This is a genomic window from Photobacterium sp. HL06, from assembly GCF_059552575.1.
Map to the genome: position 1 here is coordinate 1299047 of NZ_CM183915.1, position 21871 is coordinate 1320917.

Below are 21871 nucleotides of genomic sequence, written 5' to 3' on the forward strand. Positions count from 1 at the left end.
GAAAAACATATAACAAATGTAAAGGTAATGAACAATGTTATTCCATTATTGTGAGTGGGTAACCATAAGTTTAAAGGATAGGTGAGTATGAATCGTAATATTAATGATGGTATTGATCCTAATAGTGAACGTGCTCATTATCTCCTTGGACGAGGTGGCTGGCCTGATTTTCATCGAGTAAATTTTAATATAGAAGATATTTTCGCTGCTGCTGAAGAGTGGAAAAATGATTTGGCAGGAATTGAAAACCCTTGGTTAATTTGGAATGCTCATGACGAATGGTGTTTGGTTCAGCAAAAATTAGTAGAAAGCGTAGGGTGGACGCCACTTGTTGGTTGTGATCCTCGAGTTGGTAAACCCTCGCAGCTAACTAAAAGTGCAGTATATTATGATTTTAATAAAAGACTGAAACTTCCCTTTATGAATCCGTTGTTTGTTATGGAATTTGTATTTTTATTTATAGACAAATTGGCATTCTGGCATTCTGACTTACTTATTCCACCAAAGAAAATGCATCGACTAGCTGAAATGTTCTCTGACTTAAATGATGGACAAACCTGTGCAGTAAAACTATGGCACCGTAAAAGGTTTTGGAGAAAACCTCAGAGAGCATGGGAGTTGGTATGCTGCACGACTAAGAGCGCTTCACGTCATCAATATGAAGTTGGGGCTGGTTGGTGGTGCAAAATATACGATCATATTAATTGTATAGATAAATATGAATCAGATTATCGTAAGAGTAAGCTATATTGGGATCATGGTTCTGGAATTATGTACTGGCGTGATAAATATGGTGGCGATTTAAAGTATATACCTTTGGAGTATGTAGAGAAGGGGCATTTTTCTCCCACCTCTCACCCTCAATTATTCAATCGTCTTGAAAATAAAACTGGTAGAGATCTTAAAGCCCAACTCGATTCACAATGCGGAGTCGCAGCAGCATGTAAGAAAGTTGGCATTGATTATAATAAGCTAATGAATAGTTAGCCTGTTAAAAACTTGATCTTGAAGTCAAGGTGTTGCAGTGACAGCGTCTTGACTTTACGATTTATAGAATATGTCATGTTGAGTTGTTTTTGTTAATAGGTTTGCATTAAGAGTAGATTACATTATAAGGCCTATATTAATGGCATAGATGTATTGCTGTAAGTTATTCTGGTTATGTCAGTAAAATAAGAGGTTATGACTTTTCTAGTGACATTAGTTTTTTGAACCAGTATTTCCTCTTAAGCCGATTGTCCTTCGGATCGTTTTCCAATACAGTCTCATCATGTAGTTTTGCTCCTGCCTCTGATAACAGTTTTCTTTTTTGATTTAGTAGCTTATCTAAGTGACGAATTGTGGCCAGTTTTCTTTCAATAACCGTGTCGAGCACGTCTGAGATAGCTTTTAGTGTTTGACTGGCTTTGAGCTCATTGTGCTCCGGCTCGCTTGTAGCTTGCTGGTTTAAGTGATTCTGGTTGAGGACGGTTCTTTGCGTCATCATGGATCCAGATAACTCACTCTGCATTTCTTGGAGAACATGATGAACATCATCCGCTCTGATGACTTTCAGATCTTCCAGGTAGGCAAATAAGAACAGCCTATCGGCGAGGATATTGATCTTTCTTGGTATCCCTTGAGAATAATTAGCAATGATTTTGTCGACACCCTCTTCAAGCGTAGGAACACCTTGCCATCCCACCTGTTTAAGGCGATGGTGGATATACTGGCCGGTTTGTTCGCAATCGAATGGTTTAAGGTGGCATGACGCAATGATCCGTTGCCTGAATTGCTCCATGTCAGGCAGCTCAATGATCCCCTTTAGTTCTTCTTGCCCTAGCAAAAAACTCTGAATCAGTGGTTTGTCATCGAGCTGAAAGTTAGACAGCATGCGCAGCTCTTCGACTGTCTCTGGAGGCAGATTTTGTGCTTCGTCAACTATGAGCAGTGCCCGTTGGTGTTGCTGGTGCAGTTTCAATAAATACTGTTCTAGCCGTTTGAGTATTTCCGCTTTGCCCAGCCCCTCGACAAGGATGTCAAACTTGGCAGCGACCAGACGGACCAGCTCTTCGGGGGTAAGGCGAGTCGTTGCGATATGTACTGCCACAATTGATTCGTCCAGGGAGGCAATCAAGTTTCTTGCGATTGTTGTCTTACCTGTCCCTATTGGACCCGTGATCACAATAAACCCTTCGCCCTGTGATAAGCCGTACTTTAGGTACGAGGTTGCCTTTTCATGATGGGGACTTGAAAAGAAAAAGCGTGGGTCTGGACTGAGTTTGAAAGGCTTATCGGATAGACCAAAATGTGATTCATACATAACTATAATTGCATCCTTATATCGACAAAGAACCGGGTTTCATCGTAGTTATTGGTATTCAGTGATGATGATTTATTGTTGTGGCTGAGCCCTAATGAGGTTGAAAGGTGCCGGTTGAGCTGATATTGGCCTTCTAGTTCATAGGCTCGATAATAGTCGTTTTGATCGTTACTACTGCGACGGATAAACTGGTAATAATCATAGTCAAATCGCCCTGTTACTGTCAGGCGCCGGGCGAGGCGATGATGAACAGCGATGCCGATACCGTTCACTTCGTCATTCTGATTTTCGGTACTGGGGTTGAGTGCTTCGCGTTCATCCCGGTAAATGGACAGCTCATAGTCAGTCCGTCGGGCTGCTAATACCGATGACCATTCTAGCCGGCGGCTTAATGATATTTCTTCTATCGTTGCCCCTGAGGTAAAGAAATCACGATCAAAACTAACGGCCTCTTCGGTATAGGTAATACTGTTGGTTAATCGCCGGGAGCGATGGGACAGCTGCAGTTCATAGGCATCACCAAAAAATCGCTTGTCGTAGGAGGCAAATAGCCTGGTCCTCGGTGATGGAATGATATTAATTGCCCCTGCCCAAAAATCAGGGTTGTTATCATCTTCCGAGAAGTTATAGCTTAGCTCTAAGTACGCTTGCTTAGTCCAGAAATATCGCAGTGCCGGCCCCCAGCTGAATGTGTCGGCGCTATCTGCATCTGATGAGCCTTCGTAGTCTTCATAGTTGAGGCGGAGAAAAGGGACCCACCCGGATAGGGTTTGAAGCCCGAATTCTTCTCTTAATATTGTAAAGCGAGTATCTGCATTGCTATTTTTGTCGTCTTTCACATCGTAGTAGCCTTCAAACAGCCAGAAAAACTCTTTGACGGTTTCACCATTGGCAAAACTAAATTCGGCACCATAGCCGTTGTAGTTGCCGATATCATCCTCGTTGTTTGTGAAATCTGTATACGCCCTGGCCGAGAAGTCTACTTTGCTTCGAGGGTTGGAGCGGTAATTTAGCCCTATGTTTGCATGTTTGTTTTCGATGGTATCACCAGAAATGACATCGGCAGTGGCGTTCTGATCGGCGGCTTTGGTGATGTTGTCGATTGATGCATTGGCATCGAGGCGAAAACCACTCCGGTTGATACCTTTATCGGCGGAAAAGGTCAGAGTTTGGTATGTTTCATTGCTTTCTGAGTTATGGCTATAAAATAGTTGGCTAAGCGTATAGTCGAATTCAACGACCCCGTCGGCTCCTTGGATATTTGTGGCGATACCTGCATTGAGTTCAGAGATCAAGCTTCCCTTTTCGTTTTGAGAGTCCTGGTCGATGTTATCGGTATAGGTGAAGCCTCCACCTATAGTTGGCTGAAATTTAACATCTGCGGCAAGGCTACGGGTTGTTACCAAGAGCAAGCTGCAAAATAGCCACCATCTATGATTGGCTCTCATTGGAATTATAGCCATATCCATATCCATACCCATATTGACTATATGTGCCACGCATGGCTTTGTTGACAATAAACCCTATTGCCATATTTTTATTGAGCTCTGACACAGCCTTTTCTACTTCTGCCATTTTTGTTTTCCCATGCTCGACCACTACCATCGCTTGTCCAAGCAGTTTCGAGACTGTTATTGTTTCGACAACCCCTAATAATGGTGGGCAATCAAATAGCACGATCCTATCGGTATAGCGTGAAGCGAGCTCTTTGGTTAGCTCCCTCATTTTGTCACTTGCCAAGAGCTCATTGCTAAGGTGATGGGGAGAGCCAGCAGGCAGCAGGCGAAGGTTCGGAATAGAGGTTTGATAGATGATATCGGATATTGATTCAACATCACCAAGCAGGTAATCAATCAAGCCCGTTTTTTCTTCAATATCTAACACTTTACTGATTGTCGGCCTAAGTACATCAGCGTCGACCAGCAACACCGTTTTATCTTTTTCTGAGGCTATACTCAGCGCGAGGTTAATGGCGGTGAAGGTTTTGCCTTCCGAGGGGCGTGAGCTTGAGATCATGACCAAATTGCCATTTTCATGGTGCGAAGCTGCAGGCCCGAGTGCATTGTGAATAATCTTTTGTTTGATTGAGCGATACTCATTGGTGATTCGTGAATTAGTATTGTTATCGGTGTGCGACACCATTCCGAGCTCTGTCAGTCTGGTGGTATCAATAGGCACAAAGTGACCTGACGGAGTGGGGCTGACATCTATTTTCGGCTGTGTGACAGTTGGCTCTACGGTGTCGTTATTGCCATCCGTCGCCTGGCTGATGATGCTTGATTTAGCCCCGTTTTGCTGCTTTTGCAGCGCCTTTTCAATAATACTCATAGATATTCAATCCCCTGAAGAATACGAGAATGAATGGATGGCGTTAGATTAATGGCCAGAAAGCCAATATAGAATATAACCAACACGGTACTGAACAGCGCAAAATACCAGACTTTGCGCCGCTCTTTGGCAATTAACCCAGAGCATTCGGTGAGAGAAACAACACCAAAAACTGGCAATTGAGTTTGGCGGTACAGCTGCATGGATGACACAACAACGGGAGAAACCTGGCTAGCTAAAAAGGCGAGGGTTCCTCCTATACCGATGCCAACGATTAGGACGGCGGTTAGCAACAGAGGCCGTACTGGCCCCGATGGTTTTTTAGGGAGCAGGGGAGGATCAATGACACGGAAAGTGATTTCATCGGAAGCGGCATCAGCTCGTTTTGAAATGAGTGCAGCCTCACGGCGAGATAGCAAGTCTTCATATTTGGACTTGGTAATATCATAGCTGCGCATTAGGCTGGTTAGCTGTGCTTCAACGTGTGGTACCTGATCGAGTTTTTGAAGAAGAAAGCTATTTTTTTCGATCTGGTTAGCTTCGCGTACTTTCAACGAGGCGGCTTGATTTTCGAGTTGGCTGATATTGAGCTTGATATCTTGCAAGACGGCGTTTGAATAGGTCGAAGATGCCGATGCCCGTTGTTGTGAATCTTGTTGTAATGATTTTAGATCGGCAATTTGACGTTGGGTTTCTCTTACGTCAGGGTGTTTGTCTGTGAATCGAAAGAGCAGCTCATCGAGACGTGTTTCGAGGCTGTTAAGCCGCAGGTCATATTCAGTGCTGAAGCCTGTTGTTTGCTGAGCAACAATGGCGGTTTCATTACTTAATTGCTTCTGGGCTGTGGCAAGCTGTATTTCGGTTTCCTTCAAGGCCAATCGTGTTGTCTCTAGCTGATCTTGCAGTGTTTGTAGACGATGATAATAATTTCGCTCAGAACCAGGCATATAATCGGTATTTTTTCTTTTAAAGTTAGCTAGTTGATCTTCAGCGTCGATGAGGCGATCTTCATATTCTTTAAGCTGGCTTGTGAGGAATTTGTCTGCTTGATTGGTGTCTTGACGTTTCTGGCCAACAGTGTTCTCAACGAAGACATCAATGGCAGCCTGGACAACTTCTTTGGCATATTGAGGCTCGGCACCAGAATAATTAATGGAAAATAAGTTTTCTTTACTGGTTGATTTTATGGAAATATTTTCTTTTAAATCATTAATTATATTTTCATACTCCTCACCGGTGTTGGCGCGGATATCTGCATCGGTATAGCGGGCAATTTTCTCTAGGTTGGGGCGGCTTAAAAGGGTTTTTACCATCAGAGCCAGCTCTTGCGATGGATCGGTATTAACCGTAATGCCCCGGAGCAAAGGCTGCAAAATGGATTGTGTATCTGCGTAGACTCGCGCCTCGGAGGTGTATTGGTTGGGCATTAAGGTCACCATTACCCAACCAAGCGGGCAAACAATCCAGAGAGTAGAGACAATCCACCGACGCTGAAACCAGAGGCCTTGTAGGTACTGTACGAGGAGATCAAACTGCTCTTTCATATGAATATCTCCTAGAACCAGGCTTCAGGAATAATGATGATATCACCGGGGAGGATGTCGACATTCGCCTGGATATTACCATCCCGGATGAGTTCGCCCATTTTCAAACCAAATTGATGCTGTTGACCGTTAATGACTCTTATTAAGCGGGCATCATTACCGTCTGCATATTCTGTCAGCCCGCCAACAGCGACCATGACATCGAGTAGTGTCATATTCTCACGATAATTAATGGCCCTCGGCTGGGAAGCCTCGCCGATCACTCGAATCTGCTCGCTGTAAGGGCCGACAAAGCCCTGTACAATGACGGTGACAATAGGATCCCGAACGTATTCAGCAAGATGTATTTCTAGGCTGCGTGCTAATTCTGTTGGTGTTCGACCGGAGGCGTCAATATCATCGACGAGAGAGGTAGACAGTTTACCGTCTGGTCGCACGGTAAAGGTTCCTGATACTTCTGGGTTACCCCAAACAAAAATATTTAAACTATCACCAGGTCCAATTAAATACCTGTAATTATTTATGTTTTTCGTTAATGAAGGGTGAGTAGTCGCTGAAGGTAAAGTTTGCAAGCCAGATGGTGAACATCCAGTTAATAATGTCGACAAAATAAATGCAACGGCAAAGCATTTATAGCACTTTCCTTGTTTTATCATAACGATATCCATCCTGCACACGGTTACACATATTTCATGTCTATGTTTACTATTGTAGTTGAACAAAACGATTTAACTTATTTAACTATATGATACTTTTTTATTATGCAGCTTTTTTATTCTGTACAATAATCAGAGGTGTATGTTTCTAGTTGTTATATCAATAGGTTTGAGACGGCCAATATGCGATACCATGATTTAAACAGAAGTAATACTGTGCTAATTGTCACCGACTTCCTTGTCATTTTTATTGTATTTGCGTTTTGCTTGAGTTTTATGGAAGCGTATTATTCTGCTAGCTTGCCGAAAGTTGGAGGATATCTATACTTCATTCAGCTTTTTATCTTTTCATCAACGTTACAGATAGCCACACTTTCGGTAGGTCTATACAACGAAAAACTAAGGGCCACATTTCGGGGGGTTGCTATTAGAATTATTGTGGCTATAGCCCTTGCATATGTATTATCTACTTTTGTTAACATTATTACACCAATTCCATCTTTTCCTCTTTTGTTACGTGAACTACTATACTTTCTTGCCGGAACAGGGTTGTTAATCAGCCGTAATATTGCAGTATCAACTGACTATACTAATATTAACCGCAAGAAGGTTCTTGTGCTCGGGACTGGTGAGCGTGCGAGCCTGATAAACTCCTGTATGAAAAGAAGAGCTGACAGGGTGAATTTTAACTTGGTTGGCTATTGGCCAATGAATGGTGATAACCCTGATATTCGTTCGACAGTTCCAAAAATTGATGTGAACATCTCGTTAGATAAGTATGTCATTGATAACCAAATAGAAGAAATTGTTATTGGTGCGGATGAGAGACGCGGAAATCTGCCGACAGATCTGTTGTTTAACTGCAAACTTAATGGGGTTTTAATTACAGATATCATTGGCTTTATTGAGCGGGAAACTGGACAGATAGCGGTAAGTCACATCAACCCATCATGGGTTATATACAATACTCAGATATCAAGTGGCTATTTGACGAAATTTGGCAGCTGGTTTTTTAATTGTTTCATCTCTTTCTTTGTTTTACTTCTGAGTTGGCCTTTACTTATTATTGCAACACTGTTCATTAAACTTGAGGACGGTATATTCTCCCCTGTTCTGTATTCCCAACAACGAGTTGGTAAGCAGGGAAAAATTTTTTCAATTTATAAATTTCGTAGTATGCGGGTCAATGCCGAAGAGAATGGTGCGCAAATGGCAACTAAATCCGATCAGAGGATCACAAAAGCGGGTGCTTTTTTAAGGAAGTATCGGATTGATGAATTGCCGCAGCTATATAATGTCATAAAAGGGGATATGAGCTTTGTTGGTCCTAGACCAGAGCGACCTGAATTTTGCCAGAGCTTTGATAGCCATATTCCATTTTATAACCAGCGCCATGATGTAAAACCGGGGCTCACCGGGTGGGCTCAGTTGAAGTATCCCTATGGGGATAGTATTGATGATGCGATTGAAAAATTGAAATTTGACCTTTATTACATCAAGCATCGTAGTTTCATGCTCGATCTTCTGATCCTGATCAGAACATCAGAGATAATTCTGTTTGGGAGAGGACGGTAGGGTATGGCTAAGGCAGTAAAGGAAAGCCTGCAGGTAAACGCTCTGACAATTGATGTCGAAGATTATTTTCATGTCGCGGCATTTTCTTCGGTCATTACCCCCCCTCAATGGGGGAAGAAGTATCCTTTGCGAGTCGAAGCCAATACGCAGCGGGTATTGGCTATTCTCAATGAGCACGATATCAAGGCAACCTTTTTTGTCTTGGGCTGGGTCGCACAGCATTGCCCCGCAATTGTTCGGGCAATCGTTAATGAAGGTCATGAGGTGGCCAGCCACGGGTACTTTCACCAGCGGGCCGACAGACAATCCCGCCAAGCTTTTTATAATGATGTAGCAAGTAGTAAACAGCTTCTTGAAGATATAAGCGGCCAAGCTGTCTTTGGCTACCGTGCGCCGAGTTTTTCAATCAACATCAGTAACCCATGGGCCTTTGACGTATTGAAACAGCTGGGGTTTATTTATTCCAGCAGTACCTATCCGGTAAAACATGATTTATACGGGGCACCCGATTGGCCCCGGTTTAAATATGTACGTCAGGAAGGCCTGGTTGAAGTGCCAATCCCAACCTTTCAGAAGCTGGGTAGAAAAATCCCTATCGGGGGAGGAGGCTTTTTTCGACTCTATCCCTATTGGCTGAGCAAGTATCTTATTCGCACATTTATTGCTGAGACATCCCAGCCTTATAGCTTCTATTTTCACCCGTGGGAGCTCGATCCGCAGCAGCCGAAAATTATGGGCGCGCCTATAAAGTCGAAGTGCCGTCATTACTTGAACTTAACCAGTATGGAAGCAAAACTTCGCAGGCTTTTGAATGACTTTAGCTGGAGTACGATGTGCGATGTTTATCAACTAGATAGGTTTGAAAACGATGCAGGATATAACAATAAGGAAGTTATCAAGAAACAAGCACTCAGCATGGGACAGCTATGTTGACAATCACCAAGATGGTAGCTTTTTCCATCTATCGGGCTGGCTTGATGTAATTGATTCGGTCTTTGGGCATAAGCACCATTATATGCTGGCAGAGAATAATGAGCGTCTTGTTGGGGTGCTACCGCTCTTTGAGCAAAAAAGCTGGTTGTTTGGCCATACCTTGGTGTCTACACCATTTTGTGTTTATGGCGGCGCATTGGCCGATGATGTAAATATCAGGAAAAAGCTGGAGGCGGCAGCCTATAAGCTAGGGTGTGCGCTGAACGTCGATTATGTTGAACTACGTGATAAGAAAGATATCGAGTCTGAAGCTCCTTGGGTGAAGCACTGTCACCACACAGGCTTTCAATTGCCGCTGCCTGATGAAGCGAAAACTATCTTAACCTCGATAAAGCGCAAACAACGTGCTGTTATCCGGCAATCCCTGAAGAACAATCTTCGCTGGGATACATCTGACAATTTAGAGTTATGTTATGACATTTATGCTGAGAGTGTTCGGAATCTAGGAACGCCGGTATTTAGCTATCAGCTGTATTCCAAATTAAAAGAAAAGTTTGCCGGTAAGTGCGAGACGATGCTGATTTATGACAAAGACCAGCGGCCGGTATCAAGTGTACTGAGCTTTTACTATAAAGATCAGGTGATGCCCTATTATGGTGGAGGTAAGCATGAGGCCAGGGCATTGAAAAGCAATGATTTAATGTACTTTCAGCTGATGCATATTGCCCATAAAAAGGGAGCCTGCGTGTTTGACTTTGGACGCAGCAAGAATAATGCGGGAGCCTACCACTACAAAAAGCATTGGGGGATGGAACAACAACCGCTTAATTATAAAGTGGCACTGGTAAAAGCCAAGTCACTGCCTAACCTGTCACCTGACAACCCAAAGTATAAATATTTTATTAAAGCCTGGAAGAAACTCCCGCTTCCGCTTAGTCGCCGAATTGGCCCTATGTTGTCAAAGTATCTGGGGTAGTGGTATGAAAGAGCCGTTATTATATCTATGTCACCGTATCCCTTTTCCTCCCAATAAGGGTGACAAAATTGCCAACTACCATATTCTTAAGTATCTCAGCCGACACTTTGATGTGTACTTTGGGTGTTTTATTGATGACGAGTTTGATCTGCAGTATCAACCCCAGGTAGAGCAATTTTGCAAAGAGAGTCTGTTCATTCCTATTTCTCCTGCCTATTGCAAGATAAAGGGAGTTAGCGCGCTGTTTACTGGCAGGCCGATCACCCTTCCATACTATTCACGAAAAGAGATGCAGCAGTGGGTTGATACGATTATTGTGCGCCATCAGATTAAAAAGGCGTTTATTGTGTCTGGCTGCATGGCCCAGTACCTGCTTTCTAGTCGACATAATCCCCACACGGTGATGCATTTTGTTGATATTGACTCCGATAAATGGCGTCAGTATGCCGAAAAAAAACAGGGAATTATGCGGGCTGTCTATCAGAGGGAGCACCGAACGCTCGAAAGTTTTGAGAAACAAGTTGCCTCGACTTTTGATGTCAGCTGTTTTGTCACCAAAGCCGAAGCTGAGGCCTTTCGCGGCCTGATTGACAAACAGGTGCGGGATAGGATTAAGACGCTTGAGAATGGCTTGGATAGCCAGTATTTCTCACCGGCTTCTGTGGGTACGCTGGCCGAGAATTATTCCCTTTGTGATGAAAACTATGTTGTCTTTACCGGCGCAATGGATTATTGGGCCAACGAGGATGCTGTTGCCTGGTTTGCCAGTCATATCTGGCCGCAGGTATTGGGCAAGGTGCCTGAAGGTAAGTTTTATATTGTTGGTAGTTCACCGTCAGCAAAGGTTAAGGCGCTAGCAGAGATCCCGGGGATCACCGTCACCGGGCGTGTAGCAGATGTCCGCCCGTACCTACAGAATGCCAAAGCGGCAGTGGCTCCAATGCAAATTGCGCGAGGTGTCCAAAACAAAATTCTGGAAGCAATGGCGATGGCACGCCCCGTTATTGCGTCGTCGTTGGGGATGGAAGGATTAGACGGCTACCCTCTTTGCCATGTTGCAGTTTCCGACGATCCGGAAGGCATTATTGACTGGGTTATTGAGAAGCTTCAGGCCTCGCCGTCAGTTGCAACAGAATCTAGGGAGTGGATAGAGCAACACTATAGTTGGGATGCGCAGCTTTCTCCGTTGCTTGGATATTTGGGAGGCCGTCATGCCTAAGCCCAAGCGATTGCTATTTTTTCTGCCGATTGTGGCCTGGCTACTGGTGTTTTATCGCACAGGCATGGATATGGTGGGCGTTTGGGGGCAGTCAAAAACGTTTGAGCATTGTTTTCTTATTATTCCGATCAGCTTGTGGGTTGTATGGCACAAGAGGGATCACCTGAAATCACTTTCAGTATCTTATGCCTGGACGCCTGTTTTATTAATGATCTTCCCGGGAGCACTATGGCTATTAGGGCGCGCGGCAAATATAGCATTGTTTGAGCATACCGCCGCTGTTACCAGTATGCAGCTGCTGATCTGGGCCTTGCTTGGCAACACCATCACCAGACAGCTTTGGTTTCCGGTTCTTTACCTGCTTTTTTGTGTGCCGGTTGGTGAGGAAATCATTCCTTACCTGCAAGATGTTACGGCAGATCTGTCGGTGATACTGCTCAATGCCAGCAATATTCCGGTTTATCGCGACGGACTGTATCTCACGATTCCCAATGGCCAGTTTGTGGTGGCTGAAGCCTGTTCGGGGATCCGTTTTTTAATTTCCAGTATTGCCCTGGGAACCTTGTTCGCCTATTTACAATTCCACAAAGCATGGAAGCGAATTGCCTTTGTGGTTTTCTCTTTTGTATTTCCTATTGTCGCCAATGGTATAAGGGCATACGGGATCATCATGATTGGCTATTTGACCGATATGGAGTATGCAACGGGGGCGGATCACCTGGTGTATGGCTGGGTCTTCTTTAGCCTGGTGATGGTGGTGATCTTCCTAACAGCCAATGTGTTTGCCGATCCGCCCAAACCACATCGAACCCGCCCCGGCAGCACACATTATTCACCGCAATCAGCAGCAAAAGTCACTGGGGTGATCACTCTGATGCTGTTATTTCTTGGTACATGGGGGCAGGTGATCACACGGCAAAGCCCATTGGTGACAGAGCCTAGCGTGTTGCCCGCCAATACCATCAGTATCGCTGAGTCGAGATGGGGCATTCATTTTCCGGATGCCCAGCAAAGCGTATTGGTAGAAAGCAAGACTGGAGATGCCCTGTATTTTACCGCCCGTTTTGCCCTGCGTCAGCCACAAGGTGAGCTTATCAGCAGCGAAAACAGGCTGTATGACAAAGAAACATGGTCGGTCAAGCAAGCATCTGCTCTCGAGCTATCAGTTAATACCAGTGCTACAGAAATTACCTTGACTAACCGGTTGGGAAGTTCTCTGAAAGTGGTTTATTGGTATTGCATCAGTGACTACTGCTCGAGTAATCCGCTGTTGATCAAACTGTTCAAGGCGACGCACCTCTTGGCTGGTGGAGGAGGGTTTGCCGATGTCTATGCGGTGGCCAGTCCGCAACTCGATACCCAGCAAATTGAGCGCTATGCGCAGCACTGGCAAGACCTATCGCTTCGTTCAAGGTTATAGCTGGGCGCAGGGAAGTCGAATTATAGAAGCCATAACGGAGGCTGATAATGTGTGGGATTTCAGGGATTTTCAATTTGCGCCAGCCTTACCCTATTGATAGGCCCTTGCTTGAAAAGATCAACCAATTGCAGAGCCATCGCGGCCCCGACGATGAAGGGTATTATATCGACGAATATATTGGGCTGGCTCATCGCCGCTTGTCGATCATCGACCTTTCCGGGGGACATCAGCCGCTGTTTAATGAAGATAAATCGGTTGCTGTCGTATTCAACGGGGAAATTTATAATTTTCAAGAGCTAGCCGATGAGCTTGTCGGACTCGGCCACCATTTTACAACGGTTAGCGATACCGAAGTGATTGTCCATGCCTGGGAATCCTGGGGCGAAGACTGTATTAAACGGTTTCGGGGGATGTTTGCGTTTGCTGTGTGGGATAGCAATCAGAAAAAGTTGTTCATTGGCCGTGATCGGCTGGGCAAAAAGCCGCTCTTTTATACGGTGACACCGCACGGGCAGTTCCTTTTTGCCTCTGAGCTGAAAGTTTTGCTAGGACACCCTGATGTCGATACCACGCTCCGTGATGAAATGGCGGAAGAGTTCTTTATGTATGGCTATATTCCCGAGCCATTTAGTGCCTATCAACAGATTTTCAAGCTAAATCCCGGATACCATCTGACATTAAACCCTGGGAGTGATATTTCACCGAGGCAATACTGGGATTTGCACCCACCCAGCCAGGTACTGTCCTGGGATCAGACCCAGGAATCACTGATCGAAAAACTCCAGGAGGCAATACAGCTTCGTCTGGTTGCTGATGTTCCTCTCGGTGCCTTTCTCTCCGGCGGGGTCGACTCAAGTGCCGTGGTATCGTTAATGGCAACCTTAGCCCCCGAGCCTGTTCATACCTGTTCTATTGGCTTTAGTGAGCAGGCTTTCGATGAAAGTGAGTATGCCCAGCAGGTTGCCAACCGCTACCAAACCGATCACCGTCTGCAGATGGTTGATCCAAATGATATTAGCCTGATTGACACCTTGGCCGATATTTACGATGAGCCTTTTGCTGATAGCTCAGCGTTGCCAACCTTTCGTGTGTGCCAATTGGCCAGCCAGTCAGTAAAAGTGGCGCTGTCTGGGGATGGCGGCGATGAAGTCTTCGGTGGTTATCGTCGACATCGCATGCACCTGGCTGAGCAGCGGCTCAGAAACGCGCTTCCCCGGCCAATCAGGAAACCTCTCTTTGGCGCTCTGGGGCACTTGTACCCGAAGGCGGACTGGGCGCCTCGCCCATTGCGGGCCAAAACAACCTTTCAGTCGCTGGCGCTGGATGCCGTTGAAGGTTATGCCAACTCGATATCGAAGCTGCGTCAAGATGAGCGGCAAACCTTGTTTAGTGCGCAGTATCAGCAAAGACTGAATGGCTACAACGGCATTGAGATCCTCCGCCATCATGCCCGCTCTTTTACATCGGATGATCCTCTTAAGCAAATTCAATATCTTGATATGAAAACATGGTTAGTCGGCGACATTCTTACCAAGGTTGACCGAGCAAGCATGGCTAATTCACTAGAGGTCAGATCCCCGATGCTGGATCACGAATTTGTTGAATGGGCGTATTCGATCAACAGCAAGAACAACATCAGAAAGCGCGAGGGAAAATACGCCTTCAAGCGATCGCTTGAAAACTATGTCGACCATAACATTTTATACCGTCCCAAAATGGGGTTCAGTATGCCTATTTCAAGTTGGTTCAGAACCAGTCTCAAGGAGATGCTAACTCGGCATGTATTGTCGGCCAATATGTGTGACAGCGGTTTTTTTGACGTTGACTGGTTAAGAAAAATGGTTAGTGATCATCAGCATGGATACCGAGACCATGGTGCTTCATTGTGGTGTCTGCTGATGTTTTCTCAATTTATGGCGAGGCAGTAGCAATGAAAATCTTAACGATTTCGAGCCTGTTTCCTAATGCTGTGGACCCTAATCACGGTGTGTTTGTCGAAACTCGACTGAAACATTTGCAGCGCCGTTATCCTGATGCCGAGATCACGGTAATTGCACCGATCCCCTGGTTTCCTTTTAAATCACCGATTTTTGGCCGCTACAGCCAATATGCCAGGGCTCCTTACCAAGAACAGCGTTTTGGCATGACGGTCTACCATCCGCGTTATTTGGTTGTTCCAAAGCTTGGGATGACATTGACGCCAAAGACAATGGCAGTGAGCCTTTATCGGCAAATCAAGGCTCTTATGGCGGTGGGTTATGACTTCGACCTCATCGACGGACATTATTTTTATCCTGATGGCGTAGCGATTGCCGAGGTAGCCCGAAAGCTCAACAAGCCATTTACGGCAACAGCAAGAGGCACAGATATTAACCTCATTCCACAGTTTAAAATTCCGTGTCGGCAAATTCAGGATGTCTTTCGTGCCAGCGATCATAATCTTGCTGTTTGTGAAGCACTTCGGCAGGAAATGATCAGCCTGGGTGCCGAGCCGAAGAAGGTTTCAACCTCCCGTAATGGCGTTGATCTGGATCTCTTTTCATTTGCCGATGAGCAGCAGCAACAGCGACTACGACAACAGCTGCAATTACCTGCCGATGCACCGGTTTTACTTTCGGTAGGACAGCTTATTGAGCGTAAAGGCCATCATTTGGTTATAGAAGCTATGCAGGCACTTCCCGGTACGATTTTATTGATAGCCGGGGCGGGGCCAGGCGAATTTCGCCTCAAAAAGATGGCTGAGAAATTGCGGGTATCGGATCGAGTAACTTTTCTCGGTGGTCTTTCCCAACCAGAGCTTGCCCGCTACTTCCAGGCAAGCGATGTTTCTGTTTTGGCGTCAAGCCGTGAAGGATGGGCAAATGTGTTGCTGGAGTCTATGGCGTGCGGGACACCTGTAGTAGCGACTGATATCTGGGGGACACCCGAGGTGGTCAAAGAGCGGGCTGCAGGTGTACTAGTTAAGCGCGATAGCCGGGATATCGCCACCGCAATTGCTGAGTTCCTGCCCTCTTTGCCAGTGCGAGCGGAGACTCGGCGATATGCCGAATCGTTTTCTTGGGATGAAACCACAGAGCAGCTTTATCGGATATTCACCGATTTGATTAATCAAGACCAGCACGGTGAGCTTAAAGCCGATAAAGGTACGGAATCCGAGAAAAGTGATAAGGAGGCCGTGATATGAAAATACTCTATCATCACCGGGTCGCCTCTAGAGATGGACAATTTGTTCATATCGAAGCGATTATTGACTCGCTGAGGCAGCAAGGGCATGAGGTTGTTATCGTTTCCCCGAAGATAGCTGATGCGACTAAATTTGGCGATGATGGCGGTTGGATGTCGAAAGTTCGCCACAACTTACCAGGGTTTTTTAGTGAATTGCTTGAGTTTGGCTACAGTCTCTATGATTTTGTCGAACTTTTCCTAGCGATCAGAAGACACCGGCCTGATGTAATTTACGAGCGGTATAACTTATTTTTTCCGTCGGGAATTTGGGCCAAGCAGTTGTTCAAGATACCATTGATCCTTGAGGTCAACTCGCCGCTGTATAATGAACGTGGCGCCTATGGTGGGATCCACTTTCCCATGCTTGCCAAATGGTCAGAATTTTATACCTGGCGCAACGCGGATCATGTATTACCGGTTACGCAGGTACTGGCAGAGTATTTATATCACGCAGGTCTTAAGCCAAGTACAGTGACAGTAATTCCTAATGGGATTGATGCCAGGCAATTTAACTCCACAAATTATCATGCCAGATTGCCTGAATTTACCGGAAAAACCGTAATTGGTTTTGTCGGTTTTTGCCGGGAATGGCACCGTTTAGATTTAGTGATAGAAATTGTCGCCGAGATGGGTGATCCCAATCTGATGTTGCTGATTGTCGGCGTCGGCCCGGTATTGGATGATTTGCAAGACAAAGCCCGTCAGCTACACATTGGACATCAAGTTCATATTACCGGACTAGCCCGTCGGGAAGAGATGCCGAAATGGCTGGCGCAAGTGGATATTGCCCTGCAGCCAGCAGTTACTCCCTGGTGCTCACCATTAAAGCTTATTGAATATCTTGCGACAGGCAAGGCGGTGGTAGCACCTGATTTACCCAATATTCGAGAGCTTTTGACCCATGAATCGAACGCAATGCTATTTGAAGACGGTAATATTGACCAGATGCTTGAGACGATCAGGCGGCTGGTTACCGAGGATGACTTAACGGCCAGTTTGCAACGTAGGGCCCAGCAGACAATCGATAGCAGGCAATTAACGTGGGATCAAAATGCCACAAAAATACTAAAACTCTTTCAGCTTTTGCTGAAAGGGCAAGCCAGGTCGGCTGGGAAAGAGACGATTAAATCAGAGAAGATGAATACCGATGTAATTGAGTCTAAATAAGACAAAAGGATATTTGAGTATGGATAACACCGAACTTCTTCCTTTGATCATGGCTGGTGGCTCGGGATCCCGCTTGTGGCCGCTTTCACGCACTCTGTATCCGAAGCAGTTTTTATCCCTGATGGGTAAGGGTTCGATGTTGCAAGACACGATAAGCAGGCTAAATCACCTTCCTTGTCTTGCGCCGATGATTATCTGTAATGAAGAGCACCGGTTTGTTGTTGCCGAGCAGTTGAGACAGCGACAGCTCTCCCACAGTGGTATTTTGCTCGAGCCCGTGGGGCGCAATACAGCACCTGCAATTACGGTTGCGGCACTGCTTGCCTTGGAGCAACAGACAGATCCATTGTTGCTTGTTCTGGCAGCAGATCATGCAGTATTAAACCAGGCTGGCTTTACTACCGCTATCTCTCGGGCCATTCCTGTTGCTGAAACAGGAAAGCTCGTCACATTTGGTTGTCCTGCCTTAACGCCAGAAACGGGGTACGGTTATATCAACAAAGGTGAGGCAATCTCGGACGGCACCTATCACGTAAAAGCCTTTGTCGAGAAGCCGGATTCTGATACGGCCAAAGAGTACGTTCGTTCGGGTAATTATTTATGGAATAGCGGTATGTTCTTGTTCAAGGCCTCAGCTTTTATTCATGAGTTGGAAAAATACCACCCAGAGATATTGTCGCATTGCAAGGATGCCATTGAGGGGCGTTCCCTTGATTTGGACTTTATTCGGTTGGCAGAAGCACCTTTTCAAGCCTGTCCGAGCGACTCTATCGACTATGTCATGATGGAAAAATCGCACAATGTGGTCGTCGTCCCGATGGAGGCAGGCTGGAGTGATATCGGTTCGTGGAATGCGCTTTGGGATATCAGTGACAAGGATGGTAATGGCAATGTAATTACGGGGGACGTGCTTACCCAAAGTAGCCGCAATTGCTATATCAATGCCCAGCACCGCCTGGTATCGGCGGTGGGGGCCGATGATCTCATTATTGTTGAGACAAAAGATGCTGTCCTTGTTACCAACAAGAGCAATGTGCAAGAGGTCAAACATATTGTGTCGCAACTGCAGCAACAGGCGCGACATGAACACCTGCAACATCGGGAGGTATTTCGGCCCTGGGGCTCGCATGATGCAATCACTGAAGGTGAGCGTTATCACGTGAAAAAAGTGAGGGTTAAACCCGGCGAAAAAACGACCACTCAAATCCACTATAACAGGGCCGAGCATTGGATTGTGGTAACGGGAACGGCTAAGGTAACAAACGGCAGCAAGTGCTATCTGCTCTCTGAAAATGAATCCACCTATATACCAATTGGCTCCCCGCATTCGTTTGAAAATCCTGGAAAAATTATGCTCGAAATTATAGAGGTGAGAACCGGAAGCTATTTGGATGAAGATGACATTGAGCGTATTGATGCGCCGGGTGACTATTCATGAGTCGTCATAAATCAATCGTCAGCAAGGAAAGTGCAAGGGCTAAAATGACCTGTTTTAAGGCCTATGATGTGCGCGGTGAACTGGGGAACAATTTTGATGCAGGTATCGCCTACCGGATTGGCCGGGCGTTTGGTCAGCACCTAAAACTGAAAACGGTTGTTATCGGCGGTGATATCAGGTTGTCTACCAATGAGATCAAGCATGCCGTCGCTCAGGGGCTGCTTGATGCAGGCGTCAATGTTATAGACTTAGGATTGACCGGGACGGAAGAGATTTATTTTGCTGTCCAGCATCTCAAAGTAGGCGGTGGGCTTGAAGTTACGGCGAGCCATAACCCAGTTAACTATAACGGTATTAAATTTGTTGGTGGTGGAGGTAAACCGATCGGGAAAGAGTCCGGGCTGCACGAGATCAGGCAGATAGCAGAGAGTGGTGTATTCGATGAAAGCAAAGCAAAGGGCCGATATAGTTTCAATAACTTTGTTTCAGCCTATATTGATCATCTGCTTAGCTATATAAATCCCGAAGAAATAAAGCCGATGCGGATTGTCGCCAATGTTGGCAATGGCGCAGCAGGGCATATAGTGGATGCGCTGGAAAAACGGTTTGCTATGCTCGCGATACCAATTAAGTTGGTCAAAATACACCATGAGCCGGATGGGCACTTTCCCAACGGGGTGCCGAATCCGATGCTGTTAGAATGTCGGGAGGTGACATCGAGGGCTGTGCTTGAGCATCAGGCAGATTTGGGGGTGGCCTGGGATGGGGACTTCGATCGCTGTTTCTTTTTTGACGAAAAAGGGCAGTTTATCGAGAGCTACTATATTGTCGGTCTGCTAGCTGAAATGTTCCTATATAAGCACTCCGGGGCAACAATTATTCATGATCCGAGATTAAGCTGGAATACCATTGATATTGTTCAGTCTAGCGGTGGCCTGCCAGTACAGTCGAAGGCCGGGCATACAAATATCAAACAGGCAATGCGCGATAACAATGCCATTTACGGTGGTGAGATGAGTGGTCACCATTACTTTCGGGACTTTGCCTGTTGTGATAGCGGAATGATCCCGTGGCTACTTGTTGTTGAGTTGCTGAGTATTAAACAGGTGTCGTTGTCGCAGGTGGTGGATAAGCGGGTTAAGGCATTTCCATCATCCGGTGAAATCAATACTTCGCCTTCATCGCCGGAACAGGCGATATTACAGATTCGAAAATATTATCAGCCAGAAGCAAGATCAGTGGATGAGATGGATGGCATAAGCCTTGAATTTGACGATTGGCGGTTCAACCTACGTCAGTCAAATACCGAGAACTTGGTGAGATTAAATGTTGAATCGCGCAGGAGCGCTGATCTGGTTAAGCGAAAAACGAGTGAAATTGTTTCTTTGCTGATGGGAACGGATCGTTGACTGGTAAAGCTGTAATGCTTTTATACGGAGTTGTACTGATTGCAGAGAAAGGCTCAATATCTTGTAGGCCTGTTTGTTGCTCTCCTTGAAGTGGTTGGGCGTTGCCATAGAGTAGTTCGGAGGCTGAGCGTTATAACTCTCAGCCTCCGAACTGTCTTTTAGGGTTGCTATATAACTATAAGCTCACTGATTTTTATAATATACTCCGAGCAGATTATTTTCAGGGTATCTAACCCCGATAGTCTTAAATACTTTCCAAATCCAGAGTTCTATTAAATTCAACATCTTAAATTTATAAAATGATGACAAATCATCTAGGTAGTGGAAACTCTGCTCGCTAAATCCATGTTTGGTGAATAAACCTTTCAGCTCTTTTCTTGTGTTCATTTTGTAAGCAATAGGGAATGTGTCTCTTTCTTCTCCACCCCATAAAAACTTTTTGACTCTATAGTGAAAATGAAATGGTGTTAGTTTGGTAATAATGGGGACGGGGCTATGTTTGTTTATTGTATATATAACGACTATCCCGTTCGGCTCTAACAATTCATGTAGCTTTAATATAACGTCTTCAGGGTTTGTTATATGCTCTGCCACCATTCTGAAAGTGGCAAGGTTGAATTTTTCATCAGTATCAAAATCTTCAATCATGCACATTGATTTATCATGAGCATATGGGTTTTCTAGTACATTTTCACTTGGATCAACGGCAACTAACTTGCGACAGTTATTTGATAGCCTCTCGGATAAAGTATTGTTAAAAGGAAACAGTGCCCTACCTCCACCAACATCAATCCATTTAGTCTCTGCAGTGACTAAATTTCTGACCATAGCCTCATAAATATCTCCAGGAGAATAGTAGTTATATTTCAATCTTCTACGTGGTGACCACCCTGTTGTATCAGGTGAGCCATACTTGATTTTAAATATTTCATATAGCTCGCTTTCTGTTAATCCACCAATATTTTTCATCACCTATCCTTAGACGTATGCTATGCAAAGTGTTTCTTTAGGTTCCAAATACAACTCTAAGAGTAGGCTAAGTTTTCGCTCTTTTCCTATAATAAGGTAATTGATTTATTGAGATAATTCACCTCAAGTATTTACCACAACCTAGGTGTTGAAGGTTGATGTCTTAACTATGATTCGAAATACAAATATATTTTTATCTATTGTTAATTGTTAGAAGAAGGAGTGGAGATACAAAAGGAATATGAGACAAATAATATCCTAAAGAGGTAAAAGGATATGCTTAAAAAACTATTGGTTATTATTTTAATCAATGCCATTCCATTTTTTGCTTTTCTAACTAGTAACTTAAGTATTGACTGTTATTTATCATCAAAAGAGGTTGTTAATATCGAAGTGGACCAGGAAAGTCGTGCCATTGCTGGTGTGGAATGTGATATCGAAAGTAATGATGTGCAGCTTTATTTTGAAAATCAATAGATTACATGGTTTTTAACTTAGGGCTGTTAGCCGAGAATTACAACAAGCAAATTTAACTAAACAACTAGCGTTATTCAACTACTTACCCTTGATCATGCTTCCGATTGTGCTGTCATGATGCCGTTGTTGAAATTACCACTTACCTTCCTGCTTCTATAGACGTCGACACAACCTGTTCTATAGTTTATAAGTAGTTAGTTTGTGGGTGATTAAATGCATATAAAGTTAAGTAA

General features: G+C 45.0%; 18 protein-coding genes. 12 read left to right on the forward strand and 6 right to left on the reverse strand.

The window, feature by feature from the left end; translation table 11 throughout:
• Positions 1–87: 87 nt before the first annotated feature.
• On the forward strand, positions 88–987 hold the full coding sequence (locus AC51G0_RS23920; RefSeq protein WP_496302040.1) for a hypothetical protein: 900 nt from the start codon (positions 88–90) through the stop codon (positions 985–987).
• Between the two features lie 193 nt (positions 988–1180).
• Here AC51G0_RS23920 and AC51G0_RS23925 read toward each other — a convergent pair whose 3' ends face one another.
• The 5 genes from AC51G0_RS23925 to AC51G0_RS23945 are packed head-to-tail and all read right to left on the reverse strand — an operon-like array spanning position 1181 to position 6830.
• Positions 1181–2302 (reverse strand): XrtA/PEP-CTERM system-associated ATPase, encoded by a 1122-nt coding sequence (locus AC51G0_RS23925; RefSeq protein WP_496302041.1) that lies wholly within the window; start codon positions 2300–2302, stop codon positions 1181–1183.
• A 2-nt stretch (positions 2303–2304) separates the two neighbouring features.
• The gene (locus AC51G0_RS23930) at positions 2305–3765 is read right to left on the reverse strand and encodes a TIGR03016 family PEP-CTERM system-associated outer membrane protein (RefSeq protein ID WP_496302042.1); all 1461 of its coding nucleotides are present in this window, start codon (positions 3763–3765) and stop codon (positions 2305–2307) included.
• Entirely contained in the window at positions 3734–4630 is an 897-nt protein-coding gene (locus AC51G0_RS23935; RefSeq protein WP_496302043.1) for an XrtA-associated tyrosine autokinase, read from the reverse strand. Before AC51G0_RS23935 ends, AC51G0_RS23930 begins: the two co-directional genes overlap by 32 nt.
• Positions 4627–6174, reverse strand: coding sequence for an XrtA system polysaccharide chain length determinant (locus AC51G0_RS23940; RefSeq protein ID WP_496302044.1), 1548 nt, complete (start codon positions 6172–6174; stop codon positions 4627–4629). The genes AC51G0_RS23935 and AC51G0_RS23940 overlap by 4 nt, the downstream gene beginning before the upstream one ends.
• An 11-nt stretch (positions 6175–6185) precedes the next feature.
• Positions 6186–6830 (reverse strand): XrtA/PEP-CTERM system exopolysaccharide export protein, encoded by a 645-nt coding sequence (locus AC51G0_RS23945; protein WP_496302045.1) that lies wholly within the window; start codon positions 6828–6830, stop codon positions 6186–6188.
• Positions 6831–7046: 216 nt separating this feature from the next.
• On the opposite strand from AC51G0_RS23945, the gene AC51G0_RS23950 reads away from it, so the two are divergent.
• Genes AC51G0_RS23950 through AC51G0_RS23995 form a run of 10 tightly spaced genes read left to right on the forward strand, consistent with a single transcriptional unit; the run spans position 7047 to position 20192 of the window.
• Positions 7047–8405, forward strand: a complete 1359-nt coding sequence (locus AC51G0_RS23950) for a TIGR03013 family XrtA/PEP-CTERM system glycosyltransferase (protein WP_496302046.1) — start codon at positions 7047–7049, stop codon at positions 8403–8405.
• Between the two features lie 3 nt (positions 8406–8408).
• The gene (locus AC51G0_RS23955; protein WP_496302047.1) at positions 8409–9338 is read left to right on the forward strand and encodes an XrtA system polysaccharide deacetylase; all 930 of its coding nucleotides are present in this window, start codon (positions 8409–8411) and stop codon (positions 9336–9338) included.
• On the forward strand, positions 9274–10314 hold the full coding sequence (locus AC51G0_RS23960; RefSeq protein ID WP_496302048.1) for a FemAB family XrtA/PEP-CTERM system-associated protein: 1041 nt from the start codon (positions 9274–9276) through the stop codon (positions 10312–10314). Before AC51G0_RS23955 ends, AC51G0_RS23960 begins: the two co-directional genes overlap by 65 nt.
• Positions 10315–10318: 4 nt before the next feature.
• Positions 10319–11533 (forward strand): TIGR03087 family PEP-CTERM/XrtA system glycosyltransferase, encoded by a 1215-nt coding sequence (locus AC51G0_RS23965; protein WP_496302049.1) that lies wholly within the window; start codon positions 10319–10321, stop codon positions 11531–11533.
• Complete coding sequence (gene xrtA / locus AC51G0_RS23970) at positions 11526–12953, forward strand: exosortase A (RefSeq protein WP_496302050.1); 1428 nt, start codon at positions 11526–11528, stop codon at positions 12951–12953. The genes AC51G0_RS23965 and xrtA overlap by 8 nt, the downstream gene beginning before the upstream one ends.
• Before the next feature lie 47 nt (positions 12954–13000).
• Positions 13001–14881: an XrtA/PEP-CTERM system amidotransferase gene (locus AC51G0_RS23975; RefSeq protein ID WP_496302051.1), complete on the forward strand. Its 1881-nt coding sequence runs from the start codon at positions 13001–13003 to the stop codon at positions 14879–14881.
• Positions 14882–14883: 2 nt separating this feature from the next.
• Positions 14884–16137 carry a glycosyltransferase family 4 protein gene (locus tag AC51G0_RS23980; RefSeq protein ID WP_496302052.1) on the forward strand — a complete coding sequence of 418 codons (1254 nt, stop codon included), beginning with the start codon at positions 14884–14886 and terminating at the stop codon, positions 16135–16137.
• On the forward strand, positions 16134–17345 hold the full coding sequence (locus AC51G0_RS23985; protein ID WP_496302053.1) for a glycosyltransferase family 4 protein: 1212 nt from the start codon (positions 16134–16136) through the stop codon (positions 17343–17345). Before AC51G0_RS23980 ends, AC51G0_RS23985 begins: the two co-directional genes overlap by 4 nt.
• 19 nt (positions 17346–17364) lie before the next feature.
• On the forward strand, positions 17365–18783 hold the full coding sequence (locus AC51G0_RS23990) for a mannose-1-phosphate guanylyltransferase/mannose-6-phosphate isomerase (RefSeq protein ID WP_496302055.1): 1419 nt from the start codon (positions 17365–17367) through the stop codon (positions 18781–18783).
• Positions 18780–20192, forward strand: a complete 1413-nt coding sequence (locus AC51G0_RS23995; protein WP_496302057.1) for a phosphohexomutase domain-containing protein — start codon at positions 18780–18782, stop codon at positions 20190–20192. Before AC51G0_RS23990 ends, AC51G0_RS23995 begins: the two co-directional genes overlap by 4 nt.
• A gap of 183 nt (positions 20193–20375) precedes the next feature.
• On the opposite strand, the gene AC51G0_RS24000 is transcribed toward AC51G0_RS23995, so the two are convergent.
• Positions 20376–21161: a class I SAM-dependent methyltransferase gene (locus AC51G0_RS24000; protein ID WP_496302058.1), complete on the reverse strand. Its 786-nt coding sequence runs from the start codon at positions 21159–21161 to the stop codon at positions 20376–20378.
• A 276-nt stretch (positions 21162–21437) separates the two neighbouring features.
• Between AC51G0_RS24000 and AC51G0_RS24005 the strand changes: the two genes are divergently transcribed.
• Positions 21438–21638, forward strand: a complete 201-nt coding sequence (locus AC51G0_RS24005) for a hypothetical protein (protein WP_496302060.1) — start codon at positions 21438–21440, stop codon at positions 21636–21638.
• Positions 21639–21871: the final 233 nt, after the last annotated feature.

What these genes read in the sequence shown, in the direction of transcription:
- AC51G0_RS23920 (WP_496302040.1), top strand. Translation starts at nt 88, where the DNA reads ATGAATCGTAATATTAATGATGGTATTGATCCTAATAGTGAACGTGCT.
- AC51G0_RS23925 (WP_496302041.1), bottom strand. Translation starts at nt 2,302, where the DNA reads ATGTATGAATCACATTTTGGTCTATCCGATAAGCCTTTCAAACTCAGT.
- AC51G0_RS23930 (WP_496302042.1), bottom strand. Translation starts at nt 3,765, where the DNA reads ATGGCTATAATTCCAATGAGAGCCAATCATAGATGGTGGCTATTTTGC.
- AC51G0_RS23935 (WP_496302043.1), bottom strand. Translation starts at nt 4,630, where the DNA reads ATGAGTATTATTGAAAAGGCGCTGCAAAAGCAGCAAAACGGGGCTAAA.
- AC51G0_RS23940 (WP_496302044.1), bottom strand. Translation starts at nt 6,174, where the DNA reads ATGAAAGAGCAGTTTGATCTCCTCGTACAGTACCTACAAGGCCTCTGG.
- AC51G0_RS23945 (WP_496302045.1), bottom strand. Translation starts at nt 6,830, where the DNA reads ATGATAAAACAAGGAAAGTGCTATAAATGCTTTGCCGTTGCATTTATT.
- AC51G0_RS23955 (WP_496302047.1), top strand. Translation starts at nt 8,409, where the DNA reads ATGGCTAAGGCAGTAAAGGAAAGCCTGCAGGTAAACGCTCTGACAATT.
- AC51G0_RS23960 (WP_496302048.1), top strand. Translation starts at nt 9,274, where the DNA reads ATGCAGGATATAACAATAAGGAAGTTATCAAGAAACAAGCACTCAGCA.
- AC51G0_RS23965 (WP_496302049.1), top strand. Translation starts at nt 10,319, where the DNA reads ATGAAAGAGCCGTTATTATATCTATGTCACCGTATCCCTTTTCCTCCC.
- xrtA (WP_496302050.1), top strand. Translation starts at nt 11,526, where the DNA reads ATGCCTAAGCCCAAGCGATTGCTATTTTTTCTGCCGATTGTGGCCTGG.
- AC51G0_RS23975 (WP_496302051.1), top strand. Translation starts at nt 13,001, where the DNA reads ATGTGTGGGATTTCAGGGATTTTCAATTTGCGCCAGCCTTACCCTATT.
- AC51G0_RS23980 (WP_496302052.1), top strand. Translation starts at nt 14,884, where the DNA reads ATGAAAATCTTAACGATTTCGAGCCTGTTTCCTAATGCTGTGGACCCT.
- AC51G0_RS23985 (WP_496302053.1), top strand. Translation starts at nt 16,134, where the DNA reads ATGAAAATACTCTATCATCACCGGGTCGCCTCTAGAGATGGACAATTT.
- AC51G0_RS23990 (WP_496302055.1), top strand. Translation starts at nt 17,365, where the DNA reads ATGGATAACACCGAACTTCTTCCTTTGATCATGGCTGGTGGCTCGGGA.
- AC51G0_RS23995 (WP_496302057.1), top strand. Translation starts at nt 18,780, where the DNA reads ATGAGTCGTCATAAATCAATCGTCAGCAAGGAAAGTGCAAGGGCTAAA.
- AC51G0_RS24000 (WP_496302058.1), bottom strand. Translation starts at nt 21,161, where the DNA reads ATGAAAAATATTGGTGGATTAACAGAAAGCGAGCTATATGAAATATTT.
- AC51G0_RS24005 (WP_496302060.1), top strand. Translation starts at nt 21,438, where the DNA reads ATGCTTAAAAAACTATTGGTTATTATTTTAATCAATGCCATTCCATTT.